The sequence below is a fragment of the Citrobacter sp. Cc139 genome (assembly GCF_030334645.1).
GTDB classification, from domain to species: Bacteria; Pseudomonadota; Gammaproteobacteria; order Enterobacterales; family Enterobacteriaceae; genus Citrobacter; species Citrobacter werkmanii.
Genome location: NZ_JAOWDM010000069.1, coordinates 421,198 through 441,332 on the forward strand (window position 1 = coordinate 421,198; position 20,135 = coordinate 441,332).

The 20,135-nt window shown below is 51.3% G+C and carries 18 protein-coding genes; 1 reads left to right on the top strand and 17 read right to left on the bottom strand.

What is annotated here, in order from left to right:
* Positions 1-177: 177 nt before the first annotated feature.
* The 15 genes from glmS to asnC form a co-directional block, all read right to left on the bottom strand.
* Positions 178-2,007 (bottom strand): glutamine--fructose-6-phosphate transaminase (isomerizing), encoded by a 1,830-nt coding sequence (gene glmS, locus OGV69_RS06675; protein WP_038635767.1) that lies wholly within the window; start codon positions 2,005-2,007, stop codon positions 178-180.
* 224 nt (positions 2,008-2,231) lie between these two features.
* Positions 2,232-3,602 (bottom strand): bifunctional UDP-N-acetylglucosamine diphosphorylase/glucosamine-1-phosphate N-acetyltransferase GlmU, encoded by a 1,371-nt coding sequence (gene glmU / locus OGV69_RS06680; RefSeq protein ID WP_038635769.1) that lies wholly within the window; start codon positions 3,600-3,602, stop codon positions 2,232-2,234.
* Positions 3,603-4,254: 652 nt separating this feature from the next.
* Positions 4,255-4,674, bottom strand: a complete 420-nt coding sequence (locus OGV69_RS06685; RefSeq protein ID WP_003023809.1) for a F0F1 ATP synthase subunit epsilon — start codon at positions 4,672-4,674, stop codon at positions 4,255-4,257.
* A gap of 20 nt (positions 4,675-4,694) precedes the next feature.
* The gene (atpD, locus tag OGV69_RS06690) at positions 4,695-6,077 is read right to left on the bottom strand and encodes a F0F1 ATP synthase subunit beta (RefSeq protein ID WP_006687764.1); all 1,383 of its coding nucleotides are present in this window, start codon (positions 6,075-6,077) and stop codon (positions 4,695-4,697) included.
* Between the two features lie 26 nt (positions 6,078-6,103).
* Positions 6,104-6,967, bottom strand: a complete 864-nt coding sequence (gene atpG / locus OGV69_RS06695) for a F0F1 ATP synthase subunit gamma (protein ID WP_006687765.1) — start codon at positions 6,965-6,967, stop codon at positions 6,104-6,106.
* Between the two features lie 50 nt (positions 6,968-7,017).
* Entirely contained in the window at positions 7,018-8,559 is a 1,542-nt protein-coding gene (gene atpA, locus OGV69_RS06700; RefSeq protein ID WP_003023802.1) for a F0F1 ATP synthase subunit alpha, read from the bottom strand.
* Positions 8,560-8,571: 12 nt separating this feature from the next.
* Positions 8,572-9,105 carry a F0F1 ATP synthase subunit delta gene (gene atpH / locus OGV69_RS06705; protein WP_006687767.1) on the bottom strand — a complete coding sequence of 178 codons (534 nt, stop codon included), beginning with the start codon at positions 9,103-9,105 and terminating at the stop codon, positions 8,572-8,574.
* A gap of 14 nt (positions 9,106-9,119) precedes the next feature.
* The gene (atpF, locus tag OGV69_RS06710) at positions 9,120-9,590 is read right to left on the bottom strand and encodes a F0F1 ATP synthase subunit B (RefSeq protein WP_003023796.1); all 471 of its coding nucleotides are present in this window, start codon (positions 9,588-9,590) and stop codon (positions 9,120-9,122) included.
* A 59-nt stretch (positions 9,591-9,649) separates the two neighbouring features.
* The gene (gene atpE / locus OGV69_RS06715; RefSeq protein WP_003023794.1) at positions 9,650-9,889 is read right to left on the bottom strand and encodes a F0F1 ATP synthase subunit C; all 240 of its coding nucleotides are present in this window, start codon (positions 9,887-9,889) and stop codon (positions 9,650-9,652) included.
* Positions 9,890-9,935: 46 nt separating this feature from the next.
* On the bottom strand, positions 9,936-10,751 hold the full coding sequence (gene atpB / locus OGV69_RS06720; protein ID WP_006687768.1) for a F0F1 ATP synthase subunit A: 816 nt from the start codon (positions 10,749-10,751) through the stop codon (positions 9,936-9,938).
* 7 nt (positions 10,752-10,758) lie between these two features.
* Positions 10,759-11,139, bottom strand: coding sequence for a F0F1 ATP synthase subunit I (gene atpI / locus OGV69_RS06725; RefSeq protein WP_042311402.1), 381 nt, complete (start codon positions 11,137-11,139; stop codon positions 10,759-10,761).
* A gap of 614 nt (positions 11,140-11,753) precedes the next feature.
* Positions 11,754-12,377, bottom strand: coding sequence for a 16S rRNA (guanine(527)-N(7))-methyltransferase RsmG (gene rsmG, locus OGV69_RS06730; RefSeq protein ID WP_069323646.1), 624 nt, complete (start codon positions 12,375-12,377; stop codon positions 11,754-11,756).
* A 102-nt stretch (positions 12,378-12,479) separates the two neighbouring features.
* A complete protein-coding gene (gene mnmG, locus OGV69_RS06735) occupies positions 12,480-14,369 on the bottom strand; it encodes a tRNA uridine-5-carboxymethylaminomethyl(34) synthesis enzyme MnmG (RefSeq protein ID WP_003023784.1) in 1,890 nt (629 codons plus the stop codon).
* 372 nt (positions 14,370-14,741) lie between these two features.
* Positions 14,742-15,191 carry an FMN-binding protein MioC gene (gene mioC, locus OGV69_RS06740; RefSeq protein WP_038635783.1) on the bottom strand — a complete coding sequence of 150 codons (450 nt, stop codon included), beginning with the start codon at positions 15,189-15,191 and terminating at the stop codon, positions 14,742-14,744.
* Positions 15,192-15,279: 88 nt separating this feature from the next.
* On the bottom strand, positions 15,280-15,738 hold the full coding sequence (asnC, locus tag OGV69_RS06745) for a transcriptional regulator AsnC (protein WP_003023780.1): 459 nt from the start codon (positions 15,736-15,738) through the stop codon (positions 15,280-15,282).
* A gap of 151 nt (positions 15,739-15,889) precedes the next feature.
* Here asnC and asnA point away from each other — a divergent pair, with 151 nt between their 5' ends.
* A complete protein-coding gene (asnA, locus tag OGV69_RS06750; protein ID WP_069323645.1) occupies positions 15,890-16,882 on the top strand; it encodes an aspartate--ammonia ligase in 993 nt (330 codons plus the stop codon).
* A 3-nt stretch (positions 16,883-16,885) separates the two neighbouring features.
* On the opposite strand, the gene viaA is transcribed toward asnA, so the two are convergent.
* Both viaA and ravA read right to left on the bottom strand, forming a co-directional pair.
* Positions 16,886-18,337 (bottom strand): ATPase RavA stimulator ViaA, encoded by a 1,452-nt coding sequence (gene viaA / locus OGV69_RS06755; protein ID WP_069323644.1) that lies wholly within the window; start codon positions 18,335-18,337, stop codon positions 16,886-16,888.
* A complete protein-coding gene (gene ravA, locus OGV69_RS06760; RefSeq protein ID WP_038635792.1) occupies positions 18,331-19,827 on the bottom strand; it encodes an ATPase RavA in 1,497 nt (498 codons plus the stop codon). Before ravA ends, viaA begins: the two co-directional genes overlap by 7 nt.
* Between the last annotated feature and the right edge of the window lie 308 nt (positions 19,828-20,135).

The window sequence follows — 20,135 nt, forward strand, 5'->3', positions numbered from 1 at the left end:
TAATTGATTATGTAACAATCATATTTCGGCAAAATTTTCTTTTTATGACACTGAAAACAGTAGCTGAAGATGACGGTTTGTCACATAAAACAGGCGGGATAATTGATTAAAAACAGAACAAGCATTAAAAAAATGCCCCGCTTTAAGCAGGGCATTTTCAGTTCAGCGGGGTTCGGCTTATTCCACGGTAACCGACTTCGCCAGGTTACGCGGCTGGTCCACGTCGGTACCTTTAATCAGCGCCACGTGATACGCCAGCAGCTGCAGCGGAACGGTGTAGAAGATCGGTGCAATCACCTCTTCCACATGCGGCATCTCGATGATGTGCATGTTTTCGCTACTGGTAAAGCCAGCATCCTGATCGGCAAAGACGTACAGCTGACCGCCGCGGGCACGAACTTCTTCAATGTTGGATTTCAGTTTTTCCAGCAGTTCGTTGTTCGGTGCGACCACGATAACCGGCATATCGGCATCGATCAGCGCCAGCGGACCGTGCTTCAGTTCGCCTGCTGCATAAGCTTCAGCGTGAATATAAGAGATCTCTTTCAGCTTCAGCGCGCCTTCCAGCGCAATCGGATACTGATCGCCACGGCCCAGGAATAGCGCATGGTGCTTATCAGAGAAACCTTCCGCCAGAGCGGCAATGCGTTTGTCCTGGGAGAGCATCTGCTCAATACGGCTCGGCAGCGCCTGCAGACCATGAACGATCTCTTGCTCAATAGACGCATCCAGACCTTTCAGACGAGATAGCTTAGCCACCAGCATCAGCAGAACGGTCAACTGAGTGGTAAAGGCTTTCGTGGAGGCCACACCGATTTCGGTACCGGCATTGGTCATCATCGCCAGGTCGGATTCACGCACCAGAGAGGACCCCGGTACGTTACAGATAGCCAGCGAGCCCAGATAGCCCAGCTCTTTAGACAAACGCAGACCTGCCAGGGTATCCGCCGTTTCACCAGACTGGGAAAGGGTGATCATCAGGCTGTTACGACGCACGGCAGATTTGCGATAGCGGAATTCAGAAGCGATTTCGACATCACAAGGAATACCGGCCAGCGACTCAAACCAGTAGCGGGACACCATACCGGAGTTGTATGACGTGCCACAGGCGATAATCTGGATATGCTCAACCTGAGACAGCAGCTCATTAGCACGCGAACCCAGCTCGCTTAAATCCACTTCACCGTGGCTAATGCGCCCGGTCAGTGTATTTTTAATCGCATTCGGTTGTTCGTAGATCTCTTTCTGCATGTAGTGGCGATAAATACCTTTTTCGCCCGCGTCATATTGCAGATTCGATTCGATATCCTGACGTTTCACTTCCGCGCCAGACTTGTCGAAAATAGAGACCGAACGACGGGTCACTTCCGCGATGTCACCCTCTTCCAGGAAGATAAAGCGACGGGTTACCGGCAGCAGCGCCAGCTGATCGGAAGCAATAAAGTTTTCACCCATACCCAGACCAATCACCAGCGGGCTACCAGAACGAGCCGCCAGCAGCGTTTCCGGGCTACGGGTATCCATGATCACCGTCCCGTAGGCACCGCGCAGTTGCGGAATAGTACGCAGTACGGCTTCACGCAGCGTACCACCCTGTTCCAGCTCCCAGTGCACCAGGTGAGCAATCACTTCGGTATCGGTTTCAGAAACAAAGGTGTAACCACGCGTTTTCAGCAGTTCACGCAGCGGTTCATGATTTTCAATGATGCCGTTATGCACCACGACAATGTGTTCAGAAACATGGGGATGCGCGTTCGCTTCTGAAGGTTCTCCGTGGGTCGCCCAACGGGTATGAGCGATACCGGTACCGCCATGCAGCGGATGTTCTTCCGCTGCAGCAGTCAGCATCTGCACTTTACCCAGACGACGCAGGCGAGTCATATTGCCTTCAGCATCGACAACGGCCAGACCAGCAGAGTCATAACCACGATATTCCAGACGGCGTAAACCTTCGAGAAGGATTTCAGCTACATCACGCTGCGCGATAGCGCCAACAATTCCACACATATTTTTTGATTCCGAATTTAGGCATTTGCCTGTCGTTGTCGCTGACCTGTATTTGCCCTTTCCGGGCGCCCCGAGCCTTGTAGAGAGTGGGGTTATTTTTATGGTACTGCTTGTTGAGCGGAGGATTATGTTATCCCCTCGTCTCTGGTCTGCCTGATGGCGCTCACGCTTATCAGGCCTACAGAACGTCACCGCACGCAGGCCGCCATCCGGCAAAAACTGAATTACTTTTTCTTCACCGGGCGCTGCCAGCCTTGTTTATGGACCTGAGGCACACGGCTTAATACCAGTTCGTTATCGGCAACATCGCGAGTTACGGTCGTCCCCGCCGCGATGGTGGCGCCTTTACCCACGGTGACAGGTGCCACCAGCTGAGTATCGGAACCGACAAACACATCATCGCCAATAATGGTTTTAAATTTATTCGCGCCATCGTAGTTGCAGGTGATCGTACCGGCGCCGATGTTTACGTTATCGCCAATTTCCGCATCGCCCAGATAGGTCAGGTGACCCGCTTTTGAGCCTTTACCCAGACGCGCTTTTTTCATTTCGACGAAGTTACCCACGTGTGCGCCTTCCTGCAGCTCTGCACCCGGGCGCAGACGCGCGAAAGGACCGATGGTGCATGCTGCTTCCAGATGCGCATCTTCCACCACGCTGTACGGACTTAGCTCACAACCATCACCAATCACGCTGTTTTTGATGATGCAGCCAGCGCCAATCTTGACGCGATCCCCAACGGTTACGTTACCTTCAATGATAACGTTAGTATCAATTTCGACATCGCGCCCGTGAATAAGCGTACCGCGAAGATCAAAACGTGCCGGATCGCGCAGCATCACGCCCGCCAACAGCAGTTTTTCTGCCTGCTCGGACTGATAAACACGCTCCAGACGAGAGAGCTGAAGACGGTTGTTCACCCCTTCCGTTTCACTGATTCGTGCCGGATGTACCGCAGCAATTTCGCGCCCTTCCTGATATGCCATCGCAATGATATCGGTGATGTAGTATTCACCCTGCACGTTGTTGTTGGTCAGTTTGGACAGCCAGCGCTTCAGGTCTGCGCCGTTGGCAATCAGGATGCCGGTGTTGATTTCCTGGATTTGACGCTGCTCGTCAGTGGCATCCTTATGTTCAACAATGCCTGTGACTTTACCGTTATCACGCGTAATTCGCCCATAACCCGATGGGTCGTCCAGGTTTACCGTTAACAAGCCGATTCCACCCTGCGGTTTAGCATCACGCAGGCGACGTAGTGTTTCGGTGGAGATCAGCGGCACATCGCCATAGAGCATTAAAATGTCTTCGTCATCACTAAAGAATGGTGCCGCCTGTTGCATTGCATGACCGGTACCCAACTGCTCGGCCTGCAGTACCCAGTTCAGGTTGCCATCTTTCAGCGTCTGCTTAAGCAAATCACCACCGTGTCCGTAGACCAGATGTACGTGAGTCGCGCCTAATTCATTAGCGGCATCAATGACATGCTGCACCATCGGTTTTCCTGCGAGGGTATGCAGCACTTTAGGGAGATCGGAATACATACGCGTGCCTTTGCCTGCGGCAAGGATCACGACGCTCATAGCATTATTCAACATACACGTCCTGACTGTAATTTGAGAACGAATTTATACCGTTTCACATTGAAAATACTACATTTTTTTCATCGTGAAATGGACCGAAGATAAAACGTTCAATCGGGGAAATTCCCCATCTGATAACTGTCTATTTTCGTCTATATCTACGTGTTTTGTCTCCCCAAAACCAGCTGTCTGCTCTTATTAAAGCCTTAGGTGGATGTTTTTGCTATTTTTTTGCCGCATAAATAAAGAATGACATTAGCGAAGGTATGATTTTAGGCATGCAATTCAGTGGGAAGCAGAAAAGGTAAACACGACAATACAATGTGAAAGAAAAGAGCAGGAGGGGGGGAATTTAACAAATGGCGCTAGCTGATAAACTGCATTACGCATCGCGCCACAGAACAGGCAGGGAAGACTAAAAACTCATATTGCTGAACAGGGCGATGATTTTGTTGATCAATTTCATGTTGGTATCTCTTTTTTATCTGAGTTTATTATGTGATATACATCACAAAAAAGAGTCTACGCCTCAATTTTTGACCAATCAATATTTTTTTGATCTAAATCACGAAATAATAAAACTGCTTTTTATTTACATTTTTCCTGAAACAAAGCGAAAAAAAAGCCAGCCTGGAAACCAGACTGGCCTTGTGTTTTCAAGCCGGTGTTACATCGCTTTTTTGGTCAACTCGATAACGCGTAGTTTCGCGATCGCTTTGGCCAGTTCCGCAGATGCCTGAGCGTAATCCACGTCACCATGAGAGCTCTTGATATGCTCTTCAGCCTTACGCTTCGCTTCCAGGGCTCTCGCTTCATCGAGATCCTGTCCGCGAATCGCGGTGTCAGCCAGTACGGTCACGCTGCCAGGCTGCACTTCGAGAATGCCGCCGGACAGGTAGATAAACTCTTCATGACCGAACTGTTTAACGATGCGGATCATACCAGGCTTAATGGCGGTGAGCAGCGGAGCGTGACCCGGGAAAATACCCAGTTCACCTTCACTACCCGTTACCTGGATTTTTTCGACCAGACCAGAGAACATTTGTTGCTCTGCGCTGACGACGTCCAGGTGGTAAGTCATTGCCATATCACCCTCCGATTAAGGCGTTAAAGTTTTTTGGCTTTTTCCACAGCTTCTTCGATGGAACCAACCATGTAGAACGCCTGCTCTGGCAGGTGGTCGTATTCGCCTTCCATGATGCCTTTAAAGCCACGGATGGTGTCTTTCAGGGAAACGTATTTACCTGGAGAACCGGTGAATACTTCCGCAACGAAGAACGGCTGGGACAGGAAGCGCTGGATCTTACGCGCACGTGCTACCACCAGTTTATCTTCTTCAGACAATTCATCCATACCCAGGATGGCGATGATGTCTTTCAGTTCCTGATAACGCTGCAGCAGGGACTGTACGCCACGCGCGGTGTCGTAGTGTTCCTGACCAACAACCAGCGGATCCAGCTGACGGCTGGTGGAATCCAGCGGGTCAACGGCCGGGTAGATACCCAGGGATGCGATCTGACGGCTCAGTACCACGGTTGCATCCAGGTGAGCAAAGGTGGTTGCTGGGGATGGGTCAGTCAAGTCATCCGCAGGTACGTATACCGCCTGAACGGAGGTGATAGAACCGGTTTTGGTAGAGGTGATACGTTCCTGCAGAACACCCATCTCTTCCGCCAGGGTCGGCTGGTAGCCTACCGCTGATGGCATACGACCCAGCAGTGCAGATACTTCAGTACCGGCCAGGGTGTAACGGTAGATGTTATCAACGAACAGCAGAACGTCACGACCTTCGTCACGGAACTTCTCAGCCATGGTCAGACCGGTCAGAGCAACGCGCAGACGGTTTCCCGGCGGCTCGTTCATCTGGCCATATACCAGGGATACTTTGTCCAGAACGTTGGAGTCGGTCATTTCGTGGTAGAAGTCGTTACCCTCACGAGTACGTTCACCAACGCCCGCAAACACTGAGTAACCGGAGTGTTCGATCGCGATGTTACGGATCAGCTCCATCATGTTTACGGTTTTACCTACACCCGCACCACCGAACAGACCAACTTTACCGCCCTTCGCGAACGGACACATCAGGTCGATAACTTTGATGCCGGTTTCCAGCAGTTCCTGAGAACTGGACAGTTCTTCATAGGTAGGCGCTGCGCGGTGGATAGCCCAACGCTCTTCTTCACCGATATCGCCTTTCATGTCGATCGGGTGACCCAGGACGTTCATGATACGACCCAGGGTTGCTTTACCTACCGGGACTTCGATCGGGTGCTCAAGGTCTTTAACTTCCAGACCACGACGCAGACCGTCGGAAGAACCCATGGCGATGGTACGTACGATACCGCCGCCGAGCTGCTGCTGAACTTCCAGCACCAGGCTCTCTTTACCATTCATAACCTCAAGAGCATCGTACACGCGCGGTACGGCATCCTGAGGGAATTCGACGTCAACCACGGCGCCGATTACCTGGACAATTTTTCCAGTAGCCATCTTGAATCCTCTACGAATTAACCTGGTTATACCGCGGATGCACCACCGACGATCTCGGTGAGTTCCTGAGTAATGCTGGCCTGACGAGCTTTGTTGTATACCAACTGCAGCTCTTTAATCAGGCTGCCGCCATTGTCGGTCGCGGCTTTCATCGCCACCATACGTGCGGCCTGCTCGCTGGCCAGGTTTTCTACCACGCCCTGATAAACCTGAGACTCGACATAACGACGCAGCAGGGTATCCAGCAGCGCTTTCGGGTCTGGCTCATACAGGTAATCCCAGGATTTACGCTTCAATTCATCATCATCTGATGCCGGCAAAGGCAGCAGTTGGGTGATGGTTGGCGTCTGAGACATGGTGTTAATAAATTTGTTGCTGACAACGTACAGTTTGTCCAGACGACCTTCGTCGTAGGCCTGCAGCATCACTTTAACCGGACCGATCAGTTCGGACAGGGAAGGGTTATCCCCCATGCCGGTTACCTGAGCAATCACATTACCGCCAACGGAGTTAAAGAAAGACACGCCCTTAGAGCCGATCATTGCGATATCGCACTGAACGCCTTTATCGGACCATGTTTTCATATCCGCCAGCAGCTTTTTGAACAGGTTAATGTTCAAGCCACCGCACAGACCACGGTCGGTCGACACCACCAGGTAGCCCACGCGTTTAACGTCGCGTTCTTCCAGGTAAGGGTGCTTATATTCCAGATTACCATTCGCAAGGTGACCAATCACTTTGCGCATGGTCTCTGCATAAGGACGGCTGGCCGCCATGCGATCCTGCGATTTACGCATTTTGGAAGCGGCGACCATCTCCATCGCTTTAGTGATCTTCTGCGTGTTCTGGACGCTTGCGATCTTACTACGTATCTCTTTTGCGCCGGCCATGAGCTTCTCCTCAATGCCTTGCGGTCCGTCCTAAGACAGACCGCCAGACGTTACCAGGACTGGGTTGCCTTGAAGGAATCGAGGATAGCTTTCAGCTTGCCTTCGATTTCATCGTTATAGCCACCGGACTGGTTGATCTCTTGCATCAGCGGAGCGTGGTCACGGTCGACGTAAGCCAGCAGAGCGGCTTCGAAGCTACCGATTTTCGCCAGTTCCACATCTTCGAGGTAACCGCGTTCAGCCGCAAACAGCACCACACCCTGCTGTGCAACAGACATTGGCGCATACTGTTTCTGCTTCAGCAGTTCAGTTACTTTCTGACCGTGGCTCAGCTGCTTACGCGTAGCTTCATCCAGGTCGGAAGCGAACTGAGAAAACGCGGCCAGTTCACGATACTGCGCCAGCGCGGTACGAATACCACCGGACAGTTTCTTGATGATCTTGGTCTGCGCTGCGCCACCTACACGAGATACGGAGATACCCGGGTTAACTGCCGGACGAATACCGGAGTTGAACAGGTTGGTTTCCAGGAAGATCTGACCATCGGTAATAGAAATTACGTTGGTCGGAACGAACGCAGAAACGTCACCCGCCTGGGTTTCGATAATCGGCAGAGCGGTCAGGGAACCGGTTTTACCTTTAACTTCACCATTGGTGAACTTCTCAACATATTCCGCGTTAACGCGGGATGCGCGTTCCAGCAGACGGGAGTGGAGGTAAAATACGTCGCCCGGGAATGCTTCACGTCCTGGCGGACGACGGAGCAGCAGGGAAACCTGACGGTAAGCAACAGCCTGTTTAGACAGGTCATCGTAAACGATCAGTGCATCTTCACCGCGGTCACGGAAGTATTCGCCCATTGCGCAACCGGCATATGGCGCCAGGTATTGCAGTGCAGCAGATTCAGACGCGGTCGCCACCACAACGATGGTGTTGGACAGTGCGCCGTGTTCTTCCAGTTTACGAACCACGTTAGAAATGGTGGACGCTTTCTGGCCGATAGCCACGTACACACATTTGATGCCGGAATCACGCTGGTTGATGATGGCATCGATAGCCATCGCGGTTTTACCGGTCTGACGGTCACCGATGATCAGCTCACGCTGGCCACGTCCGATTGGGATCATGGCATCAACAGATTTATAACCGGTCTGCACTGGCTGGTCGACGGACTGACGTTCGATTACGCCCGGTGCGATAACTTCGATTGGCGAGAAGCCATCGTTATCAACCGGACCTTTACCGTCAATCGGGGAACCCAGAGTGTTCACCACACGACCCAGCAGGCCACGGCCAACCGGAACTTCCAGAATACGACCCGTACACTTAACCTTCATGCCTTCGGCGAGGTCAGCGTATGGACCCATCACAACAGCACCTACGGAGTCGCGCTCCAGGTTCAGTGCGATAGCGTAACGGTTACCCGGCAGGGAAATCATCTCACCCTGCATACAATCGGCCAGGCCGTGAATGCGGATAACACCGTCACTTACAGAAACAATAGTACCTTCGTTGTGAGCTTCGCTCACAACATTGAACTGAGCAATGCGCTGCTTGATCAGTTCGCTGATTTCGGTGGAATTCAGTTGCATGCTCCAGTCCCCTTAAGACTGCAAGACGTCTGCAAGGCGCTCAAGACGGCCGCGTACGCTGCCATCAATGACCATATCACCCGCTCGGATGATTACGCCTGCCATTACAGACTTATCGATTTTGCAATTCAGCTTAACTTTGCGTGACAGACGTTTTTCCATCGCTGCACTAATCTTCGTAAGCTGTTCATCACTCAGTGCATTGGCAGAAGTGACTTCTACCTCAGAGATAGCCTCACTGGCTGCACGCAGATGAATAAACTGCTCAAGAACATCCGGGAGCGCATTCAGACGGTTATTTTCAGCCATTACCCTAATCAGGTTTTGGCCGCTTTCGTCCAGCTGCTCACCGCACACGGCGATAAACGACTCAGCGAGCGTTTCTGGCGCCAATGCGCCAGAGAGAAGCTCTGCCATTTGTTCGTTTTTCGTCACCTCAGCGGCGAAAGTCAGCATATCCTGCCAACGGTCTACGCTTTGGTGCTCAACGGCAAAGTCAAAAGCTGCTTTGGCGTAGGGGCGAGCTACCGTAATAAATTCAGACATCAGCCCCTCCCTCCTTACAGTTCAGCGACAAGTTTGTCCACGATGTCGCTATTAGCAGCTTCATCCACGGAACGTTCGATGATCTTCTCGGCGCCAGCAACAGCCAGGATAGCAACTTGCTTACGCAGCTCTTCGCGAGCACGTTTACGCTCGGCTTCAATTTCCGCCTGCGCCTGTGCCACGATTTTAGTACGTTCCTGCTCTGCTTCAGTTTTAGCTTCGTCCAGGATCTGAGCACGACGTTTGTTCGCCTGCTCGATGATTACCTGAGCTTCCGCCTTCGCTTTTTTCAGCTGGTCGGTCGCGCTGGCCTTTGCAAGGTCAAGATCCTTATGTGCTCGTTCTGCAGAAGCAAGGCCGTCAGCAATTTCTTTTTGACGTTTTTCGATGGCAGCCATTAACGGCGGCCATACGTACTTCATGCAGAACAGAACGAACAGGACAAACGCGATGGCCTGGCCGAGGATTGTTGCGTTAAGATTCACAGCACAATGCCTCTATCTAGTTAACGTTCTGATATTGCTCTTAATTCAAGCAACGCTTACTACGCGACAGCAAACATCACGTACAGACCCAGACCTACAGCGATCATTGGGATTGCATCCACCAGACCCATAACGATAAAGAACTGAGTACGCAGCAGAGGAATCAGATCCGGTTGACGCGCTGCGCCTTCCAGGAATTTACCCCCGAGGATGCCGATACCGATCGCAGCACCGATTGCCGCCAGACCCATCATCACAGCGGCAGCAATGTACAGCAGATCCATATTCAGGTTTTCCATGACAGTCTCCAGTTTGTTTCAGTTAAAACGTAGTAGTGTTGGTAAATTAATGCTCTTCAGATGCCATCGACAGATAGACAATCGTCAGAACCATAAATATGAAGGCTTGCAGCGTGATAATCAGTATGTGGAAAATGGCCCACGGCACATTCAGAATCCACTGTGACCACCACGGCAACAGACCAGCAATCAGAATGAAAATCAGCTCACCAGCGTACATGTTACCGAACAGTCGCAGACCAAGAGAGATTGGTTTGGACAGCAGGCTTACCCCTTCAAGGATTAAGTTGATAGGGATGAACGCCCAGTGATTGAACGGCTGCAGCGTCAACTCTTTCGCGAAGCCACCGATGCCTTTCATTTTGATGCTGTAGAACAGAATGAGGATAAATACGCCCAGCGCCATCGACAGGGTGATGTTCACGTCAGCGGACGGAACCACACGCAGAGCCGGCAGGCCAAAGATATGCTCACCGATGTACGGCAGCAGGTCGATAGGCAGCAAATCCATAAAGTTCATCAGGAATACCCAGACGAAAATCGTCAGGGCCAGCGGAGCAATCAGCTTGCTTTTGCCATGGTACATGTCTTTCACGCTGCCATGCACAAAGCCGATTACCAGCTCAATCGCGGTCTGAAATTTACCTGGAACGCCGCTGGTCGCCTTTTTGGCAACGCTACGGAACATTAACAGGAACAACAGACCCAGAACCACCGAGAAGAAAATGGAGTCAATATTGAGCGTCCAGAAGGTGGCTGGGGGGTTGTGCGGATCCACCAGCGAGAATGTACGTAGGTCCAACTGAAGGTTATTCAGATGGTGTCCTATGTAATCCTGCGGCGTCATATTTTCTGAAGCCATGATGCCTTTACCCTTTGTTGTTAATTACAGCCGGCGCCAGTATCTGAACCACCAGCACCAAAACCCACGTAACGATCAGCGGCACGAATACCGCTTTCAAAACAGCCAACGCCACAACCAGCAACACCAGCATCGCTAACACCTTGAAGGCTTCGCCGAAAGCGAACGTCCAGGCTACCCGACCTTTCGCTGGTGTATGCACCTGGTGACGCCAGGCGAATATCATAAACAACACATTGGGCAGTAACACTGCCAATCCCCCGCACAGTGCGGAGATGCCCCAGAAGGGGTCTTTGAGGCTAAACAGCAATCCACTTGCTATTACCGCCAGAAGCTGTGTGAGCAAAAGCTTACGAGCAACGTTTCGACTCAAGAGCGACATAGACATCACGTGTTTACTCCTGCTCCCTTCGAGGTATGCCGCGTGTCGTATAAAACGTTCTTTATGGCTTAGAGTCAAGCATCAAAAAGCGGACAAATTATACGGTGCGCCTTCGTGATTTCAAACAATAAGTAGCTAAAAAGTGAATAAATGTTTAAATATTTTTCGTTGTCCCACATTTATTACTTTTTGGCAAACTGTGAACGATCATGCAAAACTGCAAATGCCGCGAAAACACTGGCGTTAAAGCGTGCACCAGATCACATATTGAACATATTCCCCTTCGCATAATTTATTTACGTGGCAAATGGTGCCATTTCATCTTTTTGATATTTAAGCGTAAAAAGCGCCACTATTTCAAAAACAACGCCTAACAACAAAAGAACCATCGATTGACATTTATAATAAAAAATTAACACAAGCGGTGTTTCTTAGGTTCTATTTTTAGCAGACTGATATTTTCACAGTTGACTTGTTTCGCTTTTAACAAAAAACGGTACGTTATAGTTATGATGCAAAACCGTAAGGTAGAGGTGAAATGCAACAGCATTTCACCTCACTACTCTCTATAACTTTTAACACCGGGGTAGCCGTTTTTTCTCTATTTTTTTTGATAAAAATTAAATTTTGTTTGGTTTAATAACCACCAAATGACGTTCACCATCCAGTTGTGGAACGCGTAATTTTTCGACTGACTCGACGCTGAATTCTGCAGGCAACGAGGCGATTTCCTCTTCAGGCAATTGACCTTTGAGCGCATAAAAGCGTCCGTTCTGGCCCGGCAAGTGATGACACCAGCTCACCATATCATTGAGGGACGCGAATGCACGGCTGATCACCCCATCAAATGGCGGCTCTGAAGGAAATTCTTCAACCCGACTTTGCACAGGCGTAATGTTAGTAAGACCAAGCTCATGCTGCACCTGACGTAAGAAACGGATGCGTTTTCCCAGGCTATCCAACAGTGTGAAATGCGCTTCAGGCCGCACGATAGAAAGTGGAATTCCCGGCAGACCCGGTCCCGTGCCAACATCAATAAAGCGCCCGCCCTTCAGATAAGGCGCGACAACAATGCTGTCCAGAATATGGCGCACCAACATTTCGTTGGGATCCCGCACCGACGTCAGGTTGTATGCTTTATTCCATTTGTGCAGCATATCGACATACGCAATCAGCTGATTTTTCTGGTGATCGGTAAGAGAAATACCGGCATCAGCCAGCAGACGAGAGAGTTTGTTGAGCACGGTCGTTACCTGTTAATAATCAAATGCCCGATGCGCTATCGCTTATCGGGCCTACAAATTTGTAGGGCGGACAAGCGAAGCGCTCCCGCCAAATTAGTGTTATCAAGCGCTGCGGCGCAGCATACCTTGTTTTTTCAGCCATACCAGCAGAATGGAGATGGCGGCAGGCGTTACGCCAGAAATGCGCGATGCCTGGCCAATCGATACCGGTTTGTGATCGTTCAGTTTGGCGATGACTTCATTCGACAATCCCGAGACCTGGCGATAATCCAGCGTTGCAGGCAACAGGGTATTCTCATTACGCTGTTGCCTTTCGATTTCTTCCTGCTGACGAGCGATATATCCTTCGTATTTCACCTGAATCTCAACCTGTTCCGCGGCCTGAGCATCATCTAGCGCCGGCGCGAATGCAGATAAAGAGGTCAACTGAGCATAGGTCATATCCGGGCGACGCAGGAGATCTTCACCGCTGGCCTCACGAGATAAAGGTGTTGCCAGGTGAGCGTTCACTTCGGCTGCAGATTCCGCTAACGGGTTTACCCAGGTTGATTTGAGACGCTGACGTTCCTGTTCAATGCGCTCAAGCTTTTCGTTGAAGCGAGCCCAACGCTCATCGTCCACCAGACCCAGTTCACGCCCAATTTCGGTCAGACGCAGGTCGGCGTTATCTTCACGCAGCATCAAGCGGTATTCAGCACGTGAGGTAAACATGCGGTACGGTTCTTTGGTTCCCAGCGTGCACAGATCGTCGACCAGCACGCCAAGGTAAGCCTGATCGCGACGCGGTGCCCAGCCGTCTTTATCAGCAGACAAGCGTGCGGCGTTGAGACCTGCCAGCATCCCTTGGGCGGCGGCTTCTTCGTAACCGGTTGTACCGTTAATCTGGCCTGCAAAGAACAGGCCCTGGATGAATTTGCTTTCCAGAGTAGGTTTCAGGTCGCGCGGATCGAAGAAATCGTACTCAATCGCATAGCCAGGGCGAACGATACGGGCGTTTTCCATCCCCTGCATGGATCGGACAATTTGCATCTGTACATCGAACGGCAGGCTGGTGGAGATGCCGTTCGGGTAAATTTCGTTAGAGGTCAGTCCTTCCGGTTCGAGGAAGATCTGATGCTGGTTGCGATCGGCAAAGCGCATCACTTTGTCTTCGATCGACGGGCAGTAGCGCGGGCCGATACCTTCGATTACGCCGGCATACATTGGGCTACGATCGAGGTTATTGCGGATCACGTCATGGGTTTTCTCATTGGTATGCGTGATGTAACACGGCATCTGGCGCGGATGCTGGGAAGCGTCGCCCAGGAATGAGAAGACCGGCATCGGGTTGTCGCTGTTTTGTTGACCCAGTACGCTGAAATCGATAGTACGTGCATCAATACGCGGTGGCGTACCGGTTTTCAGGCGGCTGACGCGCAGCGGTAGTTCACGCAGACGGCGTGACAGCGGAATAGACGGCGGATCGCCAGCACGGCCGCCGCTGTAGTTGTCCAGACCAATATGGATTTTGCCGTCGAGGAAAGTCCCCACGGTTAATACGACCGCTTTGGCACGGAACTTCAGTCCCATTTGGGTTACGGCACCCACGACACGATCGTTTTCAACAATCAGATCTTCAACCGCCTGCTGGAAGATCATCAGGTTGGGTTGATTCTCCAGCGCGGTGCGTACTGCCTGACGATAGAGCACACGATCGGCCTGAGCTCGGGTAGCGCGAACGGCTGGCCCTTTGCTTGCGTTTAGTATCCTAAACTGGATACCTGCGTGGTCGATCGCTTTTGCCATCAATCCACCAAGCGCATCCACTTCTTTTACCAGGTGTCCCTTCCCAATACCGCCAATCGCCGGGTTGCAGCTCATCTGCCCCAGTGTGTCGATATTGTGTGTCAAAAGCAGGGTCTGTTGTCCCATTCGCGCCGCGGCCATTGCGGCCTCGGTGCCTGCATGACCCCCGCCAATGATGATGACGTCAAAAGGATCCTGATAAAACATGGTAATTGCCTCGCATAACGCGGTGTGAAAATGGATTGAAGCCCGGGCCGTGGATTCTACTCAACTTTAGTCGATCGAGAAAGACCTGGGATCCTGGGTATTAAAAAGAAGATCTTTTTATTTAGAGATCTGTTTTATTGTGATCTCTTATTAGGATCGCCACTCTCTGTGGATAAGGACGATCCTTTGAATAAGATCAACAGGTTGCTGAGGATCATTAGCTGTGAATGATCGGTGATCCTGGTCCGTATAAGCTGGGATCAGAATGAAGGGTTATACACAACTCAAAAACTGAACAGCCGTTATTCTTTGGATAACTACCGGTTGATCCAAGCTTTTAACCAGAGTTATCCACATAAAAAAGCATGATCTTTACAAATCTCTGAGCAATGGATGCCAGGATCCCAGCCAAATTTCAGCCGGATCTTCCGGAATTTCATGTTCCAGCACGTTGATCTTAAGCGTTTCGCCGATCTGTTTTGCCCCACAGGCTTTCAGTTCTGCTTCCAGCTTGTCGATTGCGCCGCAAAAGGTGTCATATTCACGACTGCCGATGCCGATTGCGCCGAAGTTTACTTGCGACAGGTCCGGTTTTTGTTCGCGTAACGCATCATATAAAGGCTGCAGGTTGTCAGGAATGTCTCCAGCACCGTGTGTGGAGCTGATAATCAGCCAGATCCCTTCAGCCGGAACCTCATCCAGCATTGGTCCATGCAGTATTTCGCTGGAAAAACCGGCGTCGTCCAGCTTTTCAGCCAGATGTTCTGCTACATATTCCGCACTGCCAAGCGTGCTGCCGCTGATAAGAGTGATGTCTGCCATGCTCGCCCACCTTTATAAAGAAGGCGCATTGTACGCTGTGAGCGAGCTGGGATCTACCTGTGGAAAAATGTGGGATTAAAAAAAATGATCATGGCTTGATGGTACGCATGATCGGGTTCTGCAGGACGATCAGGGTTTCAGTGGACTGAATTTCATCAATTGTTTGGATCTTGTTGATAAGTACCTGTTGCAGCGCGTCGATCGACTTGCACATCACCTTAATAAAGATGCTGTAGTGGCCGGTGGTGTAATAGGCTTCGGTCACTTCGTCAAGGCTTTCCAGTCTGGCCAGCGCTGACGGATAGTCCTTCGCGCTTTTCAGAATGATGCCGATAAAGCAGCCGACGTCATAACCCAACTGTTTGGGACTGACATCAATACGCGCACCGGTGATGATCCCGGCCTGCTTCATCTTTTCTACGCGAACGTGAATTGTCCCCGGACTAACGCCAAACTGTTTGGCCAATTCTGCGTAGGCGGTGCGAGCATTTTCCATCAGGGCATCAAGAATGCCGCGGTCCAGATTGTCGATCTGATAATTTTCCATAGGTTTTTCTTATGTAGATTAATGATTCTTTTTATTTTAGACGTTATTTTTAACGAATCAAAATCGAAGTCGGCTTTTTGTTTGTTGATTATTGAATATTACCTCCATTCTGTTGCTTAATCATAGGCAACAGGACACAGGAGTACACATAATGAAAACCGCTTACATTGCCAAACAACGTCAAATTAGCTTCGTAAAATCTCATTTTTCTCGTCAGCTGGAAGAGCGTTTAGGTCTGATCGAAGTTCAGGCTCCGATCCTCAGCCGCGTAGGAGATGGCACGCAAGATAACTTGTCGGGCTGTGAAAAAGCGGTGCAGGTGAAGGTTAAAGCATTGCCGGACGCTCAATTCGAAGTGGTTCATTCACTGGCGAAGTGGAAGCGTCAAACGTTAGGACAACACGACTTTAGCGCAGGCGAAGGGTTGTACACGCACATGAAGGCCCTGCGTCCCGATGAAGATCGCCTCTCCCCACTGCACTCAGTGTATGTTGACCAGTGGGACTGGGAGCGCGTGATGGGCGACGGCGAGCGTCAATTCTCCACTCTGAAAAGCACGGTAGAGGCTATCTGGGCGGGAATTAAGGCCACCGAGGCTGCGGTTAGTAAAGAGTTTGGTCTGGCACCGTTCCTGCCAGAGCAGATCCACTTTGTTCATAGCCAGGAGCTGTTATCTCGTTATCCGGATCTTGACGCGAAAGGTCGTGAACGTGCGATCGCGAAAGAACTGGGCGCAGTATTCCTGGTAGGGATCGGCGGCAAGCTCAGTGACGGTCACCGTCACGATGTACGCGCGCCGGATTATGATGACTGGAGCTCAGCGTCTGAGCTGGGTCACGCCGGTCTGAACGGTGATATTCTGGTGTGGAACCCGGTTCTGGAAGATGCGTTTGAGCTGTCTTCGATGGGGATCCGTGTGGATGCCGACACCCTTAAACACCAGCTTTCATTGACCGGTGATGAAGATCGTCTGAGTCTGGAATGGCACCAGGCGCTGCTGCGTGGTGAAATGCCGCAGACAATCGGTGGCGGCATTGGACAGTCGCGTTTGACCATGCTGCTGCTGCAATTACCGCACATTGGTCAGGTGCAGTGTGGCGTGTGGCCGGCACAGGTACGTGAAAGCGTTTCTTCCCTGCTGTAATAATTAACGCCGCCAGCGTCTGAGCAGGCGGCTTCGCATCCCGGTATCAAAGCGCCAGATATGATCGAAAATGCGCATGATGCCGGGTTTGCCGTGTGCTGACATCGCCACCGCATGAAAACGATGCTGGTGCACCCGCTGTAATTCACCCACTTTATTGACGACCTCATCGGGCAATCGCTGAGCGATAAAATCAGAGATCACCACCGCATCGGCATCAAACCATTCCCGGCCCTGCATGCGCTCAATAATGGCGCGAAAGCAGCTGGCAATATCGGTACCGCCGCGAAAACGCTGGCTTAAAAAACGGATCGCTTGTTCAATGCCTTCCGGACCAGACAGCTCATAGCGCACCACTTCTGTTGAAAACAGCATAATGAAACAGCGCCGGTTATCGGCCAGGGCGACGCGCATTAGCGCCAGGCAAAAGGCTTTTGCACATTGCTCATTAAAACCGCCCATTGATCCCGACGTATCAACGCAAACAATAAACGGTCCGCGTGGCTGCTCGTCAAAATCCTGATGCACCACCGGACGTTCCGTTACTTTCTCGCGCCATGCCTCGCCGTGCAGACGATAGGTCAACAGCTGCTTTTCCACCAGCCGTCGGTAGAACTCGTATTCCAGTTCAGTAATGCCCAGTGTGGCCAGTTCCGGCGGCAACAGGCGCAGGATGTCGTCACTTTGCTGGATGCCATCCACCTGTTCCGGGACGGTGGCGGGTTCCCGCACAAAGGTACGGAAGGTCTCCATGGGCGCATCTTTACGCGGCACAGATTTGGCCTCTCTGGAACGGCCTAACTGTTCAGCCAGACGCTGGAGTTCGGGTTGTTGCGTCAGGAATTCGCCATATTTCACCATCAGTTGATAATCGCCGCGCTTGATTTGACCTGCGCTCATATCCCATAACCGGCCTGCGGCGTTGTCGTTTTCTGCCAGAACGGGTTCCAGTTGCCCGCTGAGGGTCATCCGTTCCTGAACTTCACTAAGTAAATGTTCACGCTCATCTTCCAGCAGTTGCTGATTCAGCGTTGTAGTTTGTACCACCAGACTCAGGCGCCAGCGCTGGAGAAAAAGCGTATGCAGGGCGGGCGTAAAGGTACTGTTGTCATCAACCAGTTGCTGCGCTTGCCCGGCCCACGGCGAATGTAGGCGGTGTAATAGCGCCAATATTTGCGGGAGCTGGACCATAAACTGCGCATGAGAGAGGAGCTGGCTTTGTTGGTAACAAATGACCTCTTCCGTCAACTCCGGCGGTACATGGGTATCTTTGAGGCGGCTGCGCAGTGACTCGCGCCAGCGGGGAATATCGTCAGTAATCGCTTTTTTAAGGCGAGGAAACTTTTTAAAAAACACCACCATCTTTGGAGAAGCCAGCAGGGCGACGATCATCTCTTCGATCATCGCCTCTTCACTGACTGCCAGCATGATATTGAGCGTATCAAGGGTTAGCATTGTTGCGCCTGGCGGATTTGTGCCCCGACATCCTGCAGGCTGGCCTCAATGCGGCCTAACCAGTCGCTATGAATAAACAGACATTTTTGCTGTTCGCTGAATGCACTGTGCTGCTGGTGCCACTCGTTATCAAGTGCTTCAAGCTGCTGTTTTATCTCATCAGGCATACTCTCTTGCGATGCACCGGGCAGCGCCAGACGAGAGCCTTGCAAACTGACGTCGCGCACAACCAGGTGCTGTGCGCTATCGACTTCCATGTTCAGCGTTTGGGCGAAGCCGATCCCGTTTAATTTTCCGCGGATCTCACCGCCTTTGGTTAGCCACTGTTCCAGCGCTCCCCGTTCGAAAGCAATATGGATAACTTCCATATCATGCAGTTTTAAGGGTTTTTGCAGCAGTAATGTCACGACTGAAGAAGTGGCTTCCGGCGGTAAATCATAATGAGGACGACGGCTGAACATGCCGCCCTGACGGATCACCGTGAATGCCGTTTTGTCGCTTTGCTGCTGCTGGAGCTGGATACGGCGCTGCACAATGCTGGCCAGACGCGTCAGCATGGCTTGCTGCTGCCAGGCGTGTCCGGTCATCAAAATTTCAAGCTGCTGTTGCATCAGATTCAGGCTTTGCGCGTCGTACCACAGGCAATCTTTCAACAGGATCAGGTCGATAGGCACGACCGCATCACGTCCGCTGAAGAAGGCGCTGGCCTGGAGTAAGCGGATAGCTTTTTTCCAGCGGCGATCGGATACATAGGGGGCATTCGGTAATGCGTCTAGCTGTTGGCGCAGTGTGAAAATAAGCTCAAAGACGCGATCGGGAAGCTTGATGGCGCCAATGTCCTTTTGCCACTGGTAATACTCTTCATCCGTCACCTGTAACGACGCCGGGACCGGGTTGTCACTTTCATCCTGCTGGCTTAACAGCATGGAGCGGAAGTTGGCCTTGTCCTGAACTTTATCCAGCCACAGGCGGATCAGCATACGGTCGTACAGGGCTTCCAGGCTGCTGTCTGCTTCAGGCAGTTCGTTGGAGGCTGCCACCAGCAGACGCATCGGGATTTTCTCTTCATGCGCGCCGTTACGAAAATGCCGTTCGTTAATAGCGGTCAACAGGGTGTTGAGAATGGCCGGGCCTGCTTTCCAGATTTCATCGAGAAAGACAATTTCAGCTTCGGGTAAATAGCCCGCCGTTAAGCGTTCATAGCGACCTTCGTCTTTCAGCGCCTGGATAGACAGCGGCCCAAACACCTCTTCCGGCGTAGAGAAGCGCGTCATCAGGTATTCGAAAGCGCGGGCGTTTTGAAAAGCAAACTTCAGTCGACGGGCAATTAAGCTTTTTGCGATCCCTGGAGGACCTAATAAGAATACGCTCTCGCCGCTTAGAGCAGCCAGCAGGCAAAGGCGAATGGCGTGGCTACGTTCATAAAGTCCCTTTTCCAGCGCATTGCTCAGACGGGAAATTCTTTCCGCTAATAAATGTGGGTGAGCCATAATGAAGTGGCGTCCTTTCGCCAAATGTGCTGCATAAACTGCGAGTATAGATGCTTCACACCAGTGCAGTAATAGACTGAAGGTGCGCTTATTTTTCTTTGAGCCAGATTAATCTGGTCTCATTTAGGGGTACGATTTTATGATTAATCGTGCATACTGTGCGCCTTTTTGTGGGCCAAGGGACGACGCACACATTTCTTATATATACACCATATCAATCATACTGCACCAAGGCGGCAATGGAGTTTTCTTCTGGGATGGGGGGAATAACGAATGCAACCCACACGGAGTGGCTTGAATGATGATGT

Bases quoted from the DNA above. Each gene is read 5' to 3' on its own strand.
- glmS (WP_038635767.1), bottom strand. From the start codon at position 2,007: ATGTGTGGAATTGTTGGCGCTATCGCGCAGCGTGATGTAGCTGAAATC.
- glmU (WP_038635769.1), bottom strand. From the start codon at position 3,602: ATGTTGAATAATGCTATGAGCGTCGTGATCCTTGCCGCAGGCAAAGGC.
- OGV69_RS06685 (WP_003023809.1), bottom strand. From the start codon at position 4,674: ATGGCAATGACTTACCACCTGGACGTCGTCAGCGCAGAGCAACAAATG.
- atpD (WP_006687764.1), bottom strand. From the start codon at position 6,077: ATGGCTACTGGAAAAATTGTCCAGGTAATCGGCGCCGTGGTTGACGTC.
- atpG (WP_006687765.1), bottom strand. From the start codon at position 6,967: ATGGCCGGCGCAAAAGAGATACGTAGTAAGATCGCAAGCGTCCAGAAC.
- atpA (WP_003023802.1), bottom strand. From the start codon at position 8,559: ATGCAACTGAATTCCACCGAAATCAGCGAACTGATCAAGCAGCGCATT.
- atpH (WP_006687767.1), bottom strand. From the start codon at position 9,105: ATGTCTGAATTTATTACGGTAGCTCGCCCCTACGCCAAAGCAGCTTTT.
- atpE (WP_003023794.1), bottom strand. From the start codon at position 9,889: ATGGAAAACCTGAATATGGATCTGCTGTACATTGCTGCCGCTGTGATG.
- atpB (WP_006687768.1), bottom strand. From the start codon at position 10,751: ATGGCTTCAGAAAATATGACGCCGCAGGATTACATAGGACACCATCTG.
- atpI (WP_042311402.1), bottom strand. From the start codon at position 11,139: ATGTCTATGTCGCTCTTGAGTCGAAACGTTGCTCGTAAGCTTTTGCTC.
- mnmG (WP_003023784.1), bottom strand. From the start codon at position 14,369: ATGTTTTATCAGGATCCTTTTGACGTCATCATCATTGGCGGGGGTCAT.
- mioC (WP_038635783.1), bottom strand. From the start codon at position 15,191: ATGGCAGACATCACTCTTATCAGCGGCAGCACGCTTGGCAGTGCGGAA.
- asnC (WP_003023780.1), bottom strand. From the start codon at position 15,738: ATGGAAAATTATCAGATCGACAATCTGGACCGCGGCATTCTTGATGCC.
- asnA (WP_069323645.1), top strand. From the start codon at position 15,890: ATGAAAACCGCTTACATTGCCAAACAACGTCAAATTAGCTTCGTAAAA.
- viaA (WP_069323644.1), bottom strand. From the start codon at position 18,337: ATGCTAACCCTTGATACGCTCAATATCATGCTGGCAGTCAGTGAAGAG.
- ravA (WP_038635792.1), bottom strand. From the start codon at position 19,827: ATGGCTCACCCACATTTATTAGCGGAAAGAATTTCCCGTCTGAGCAAT.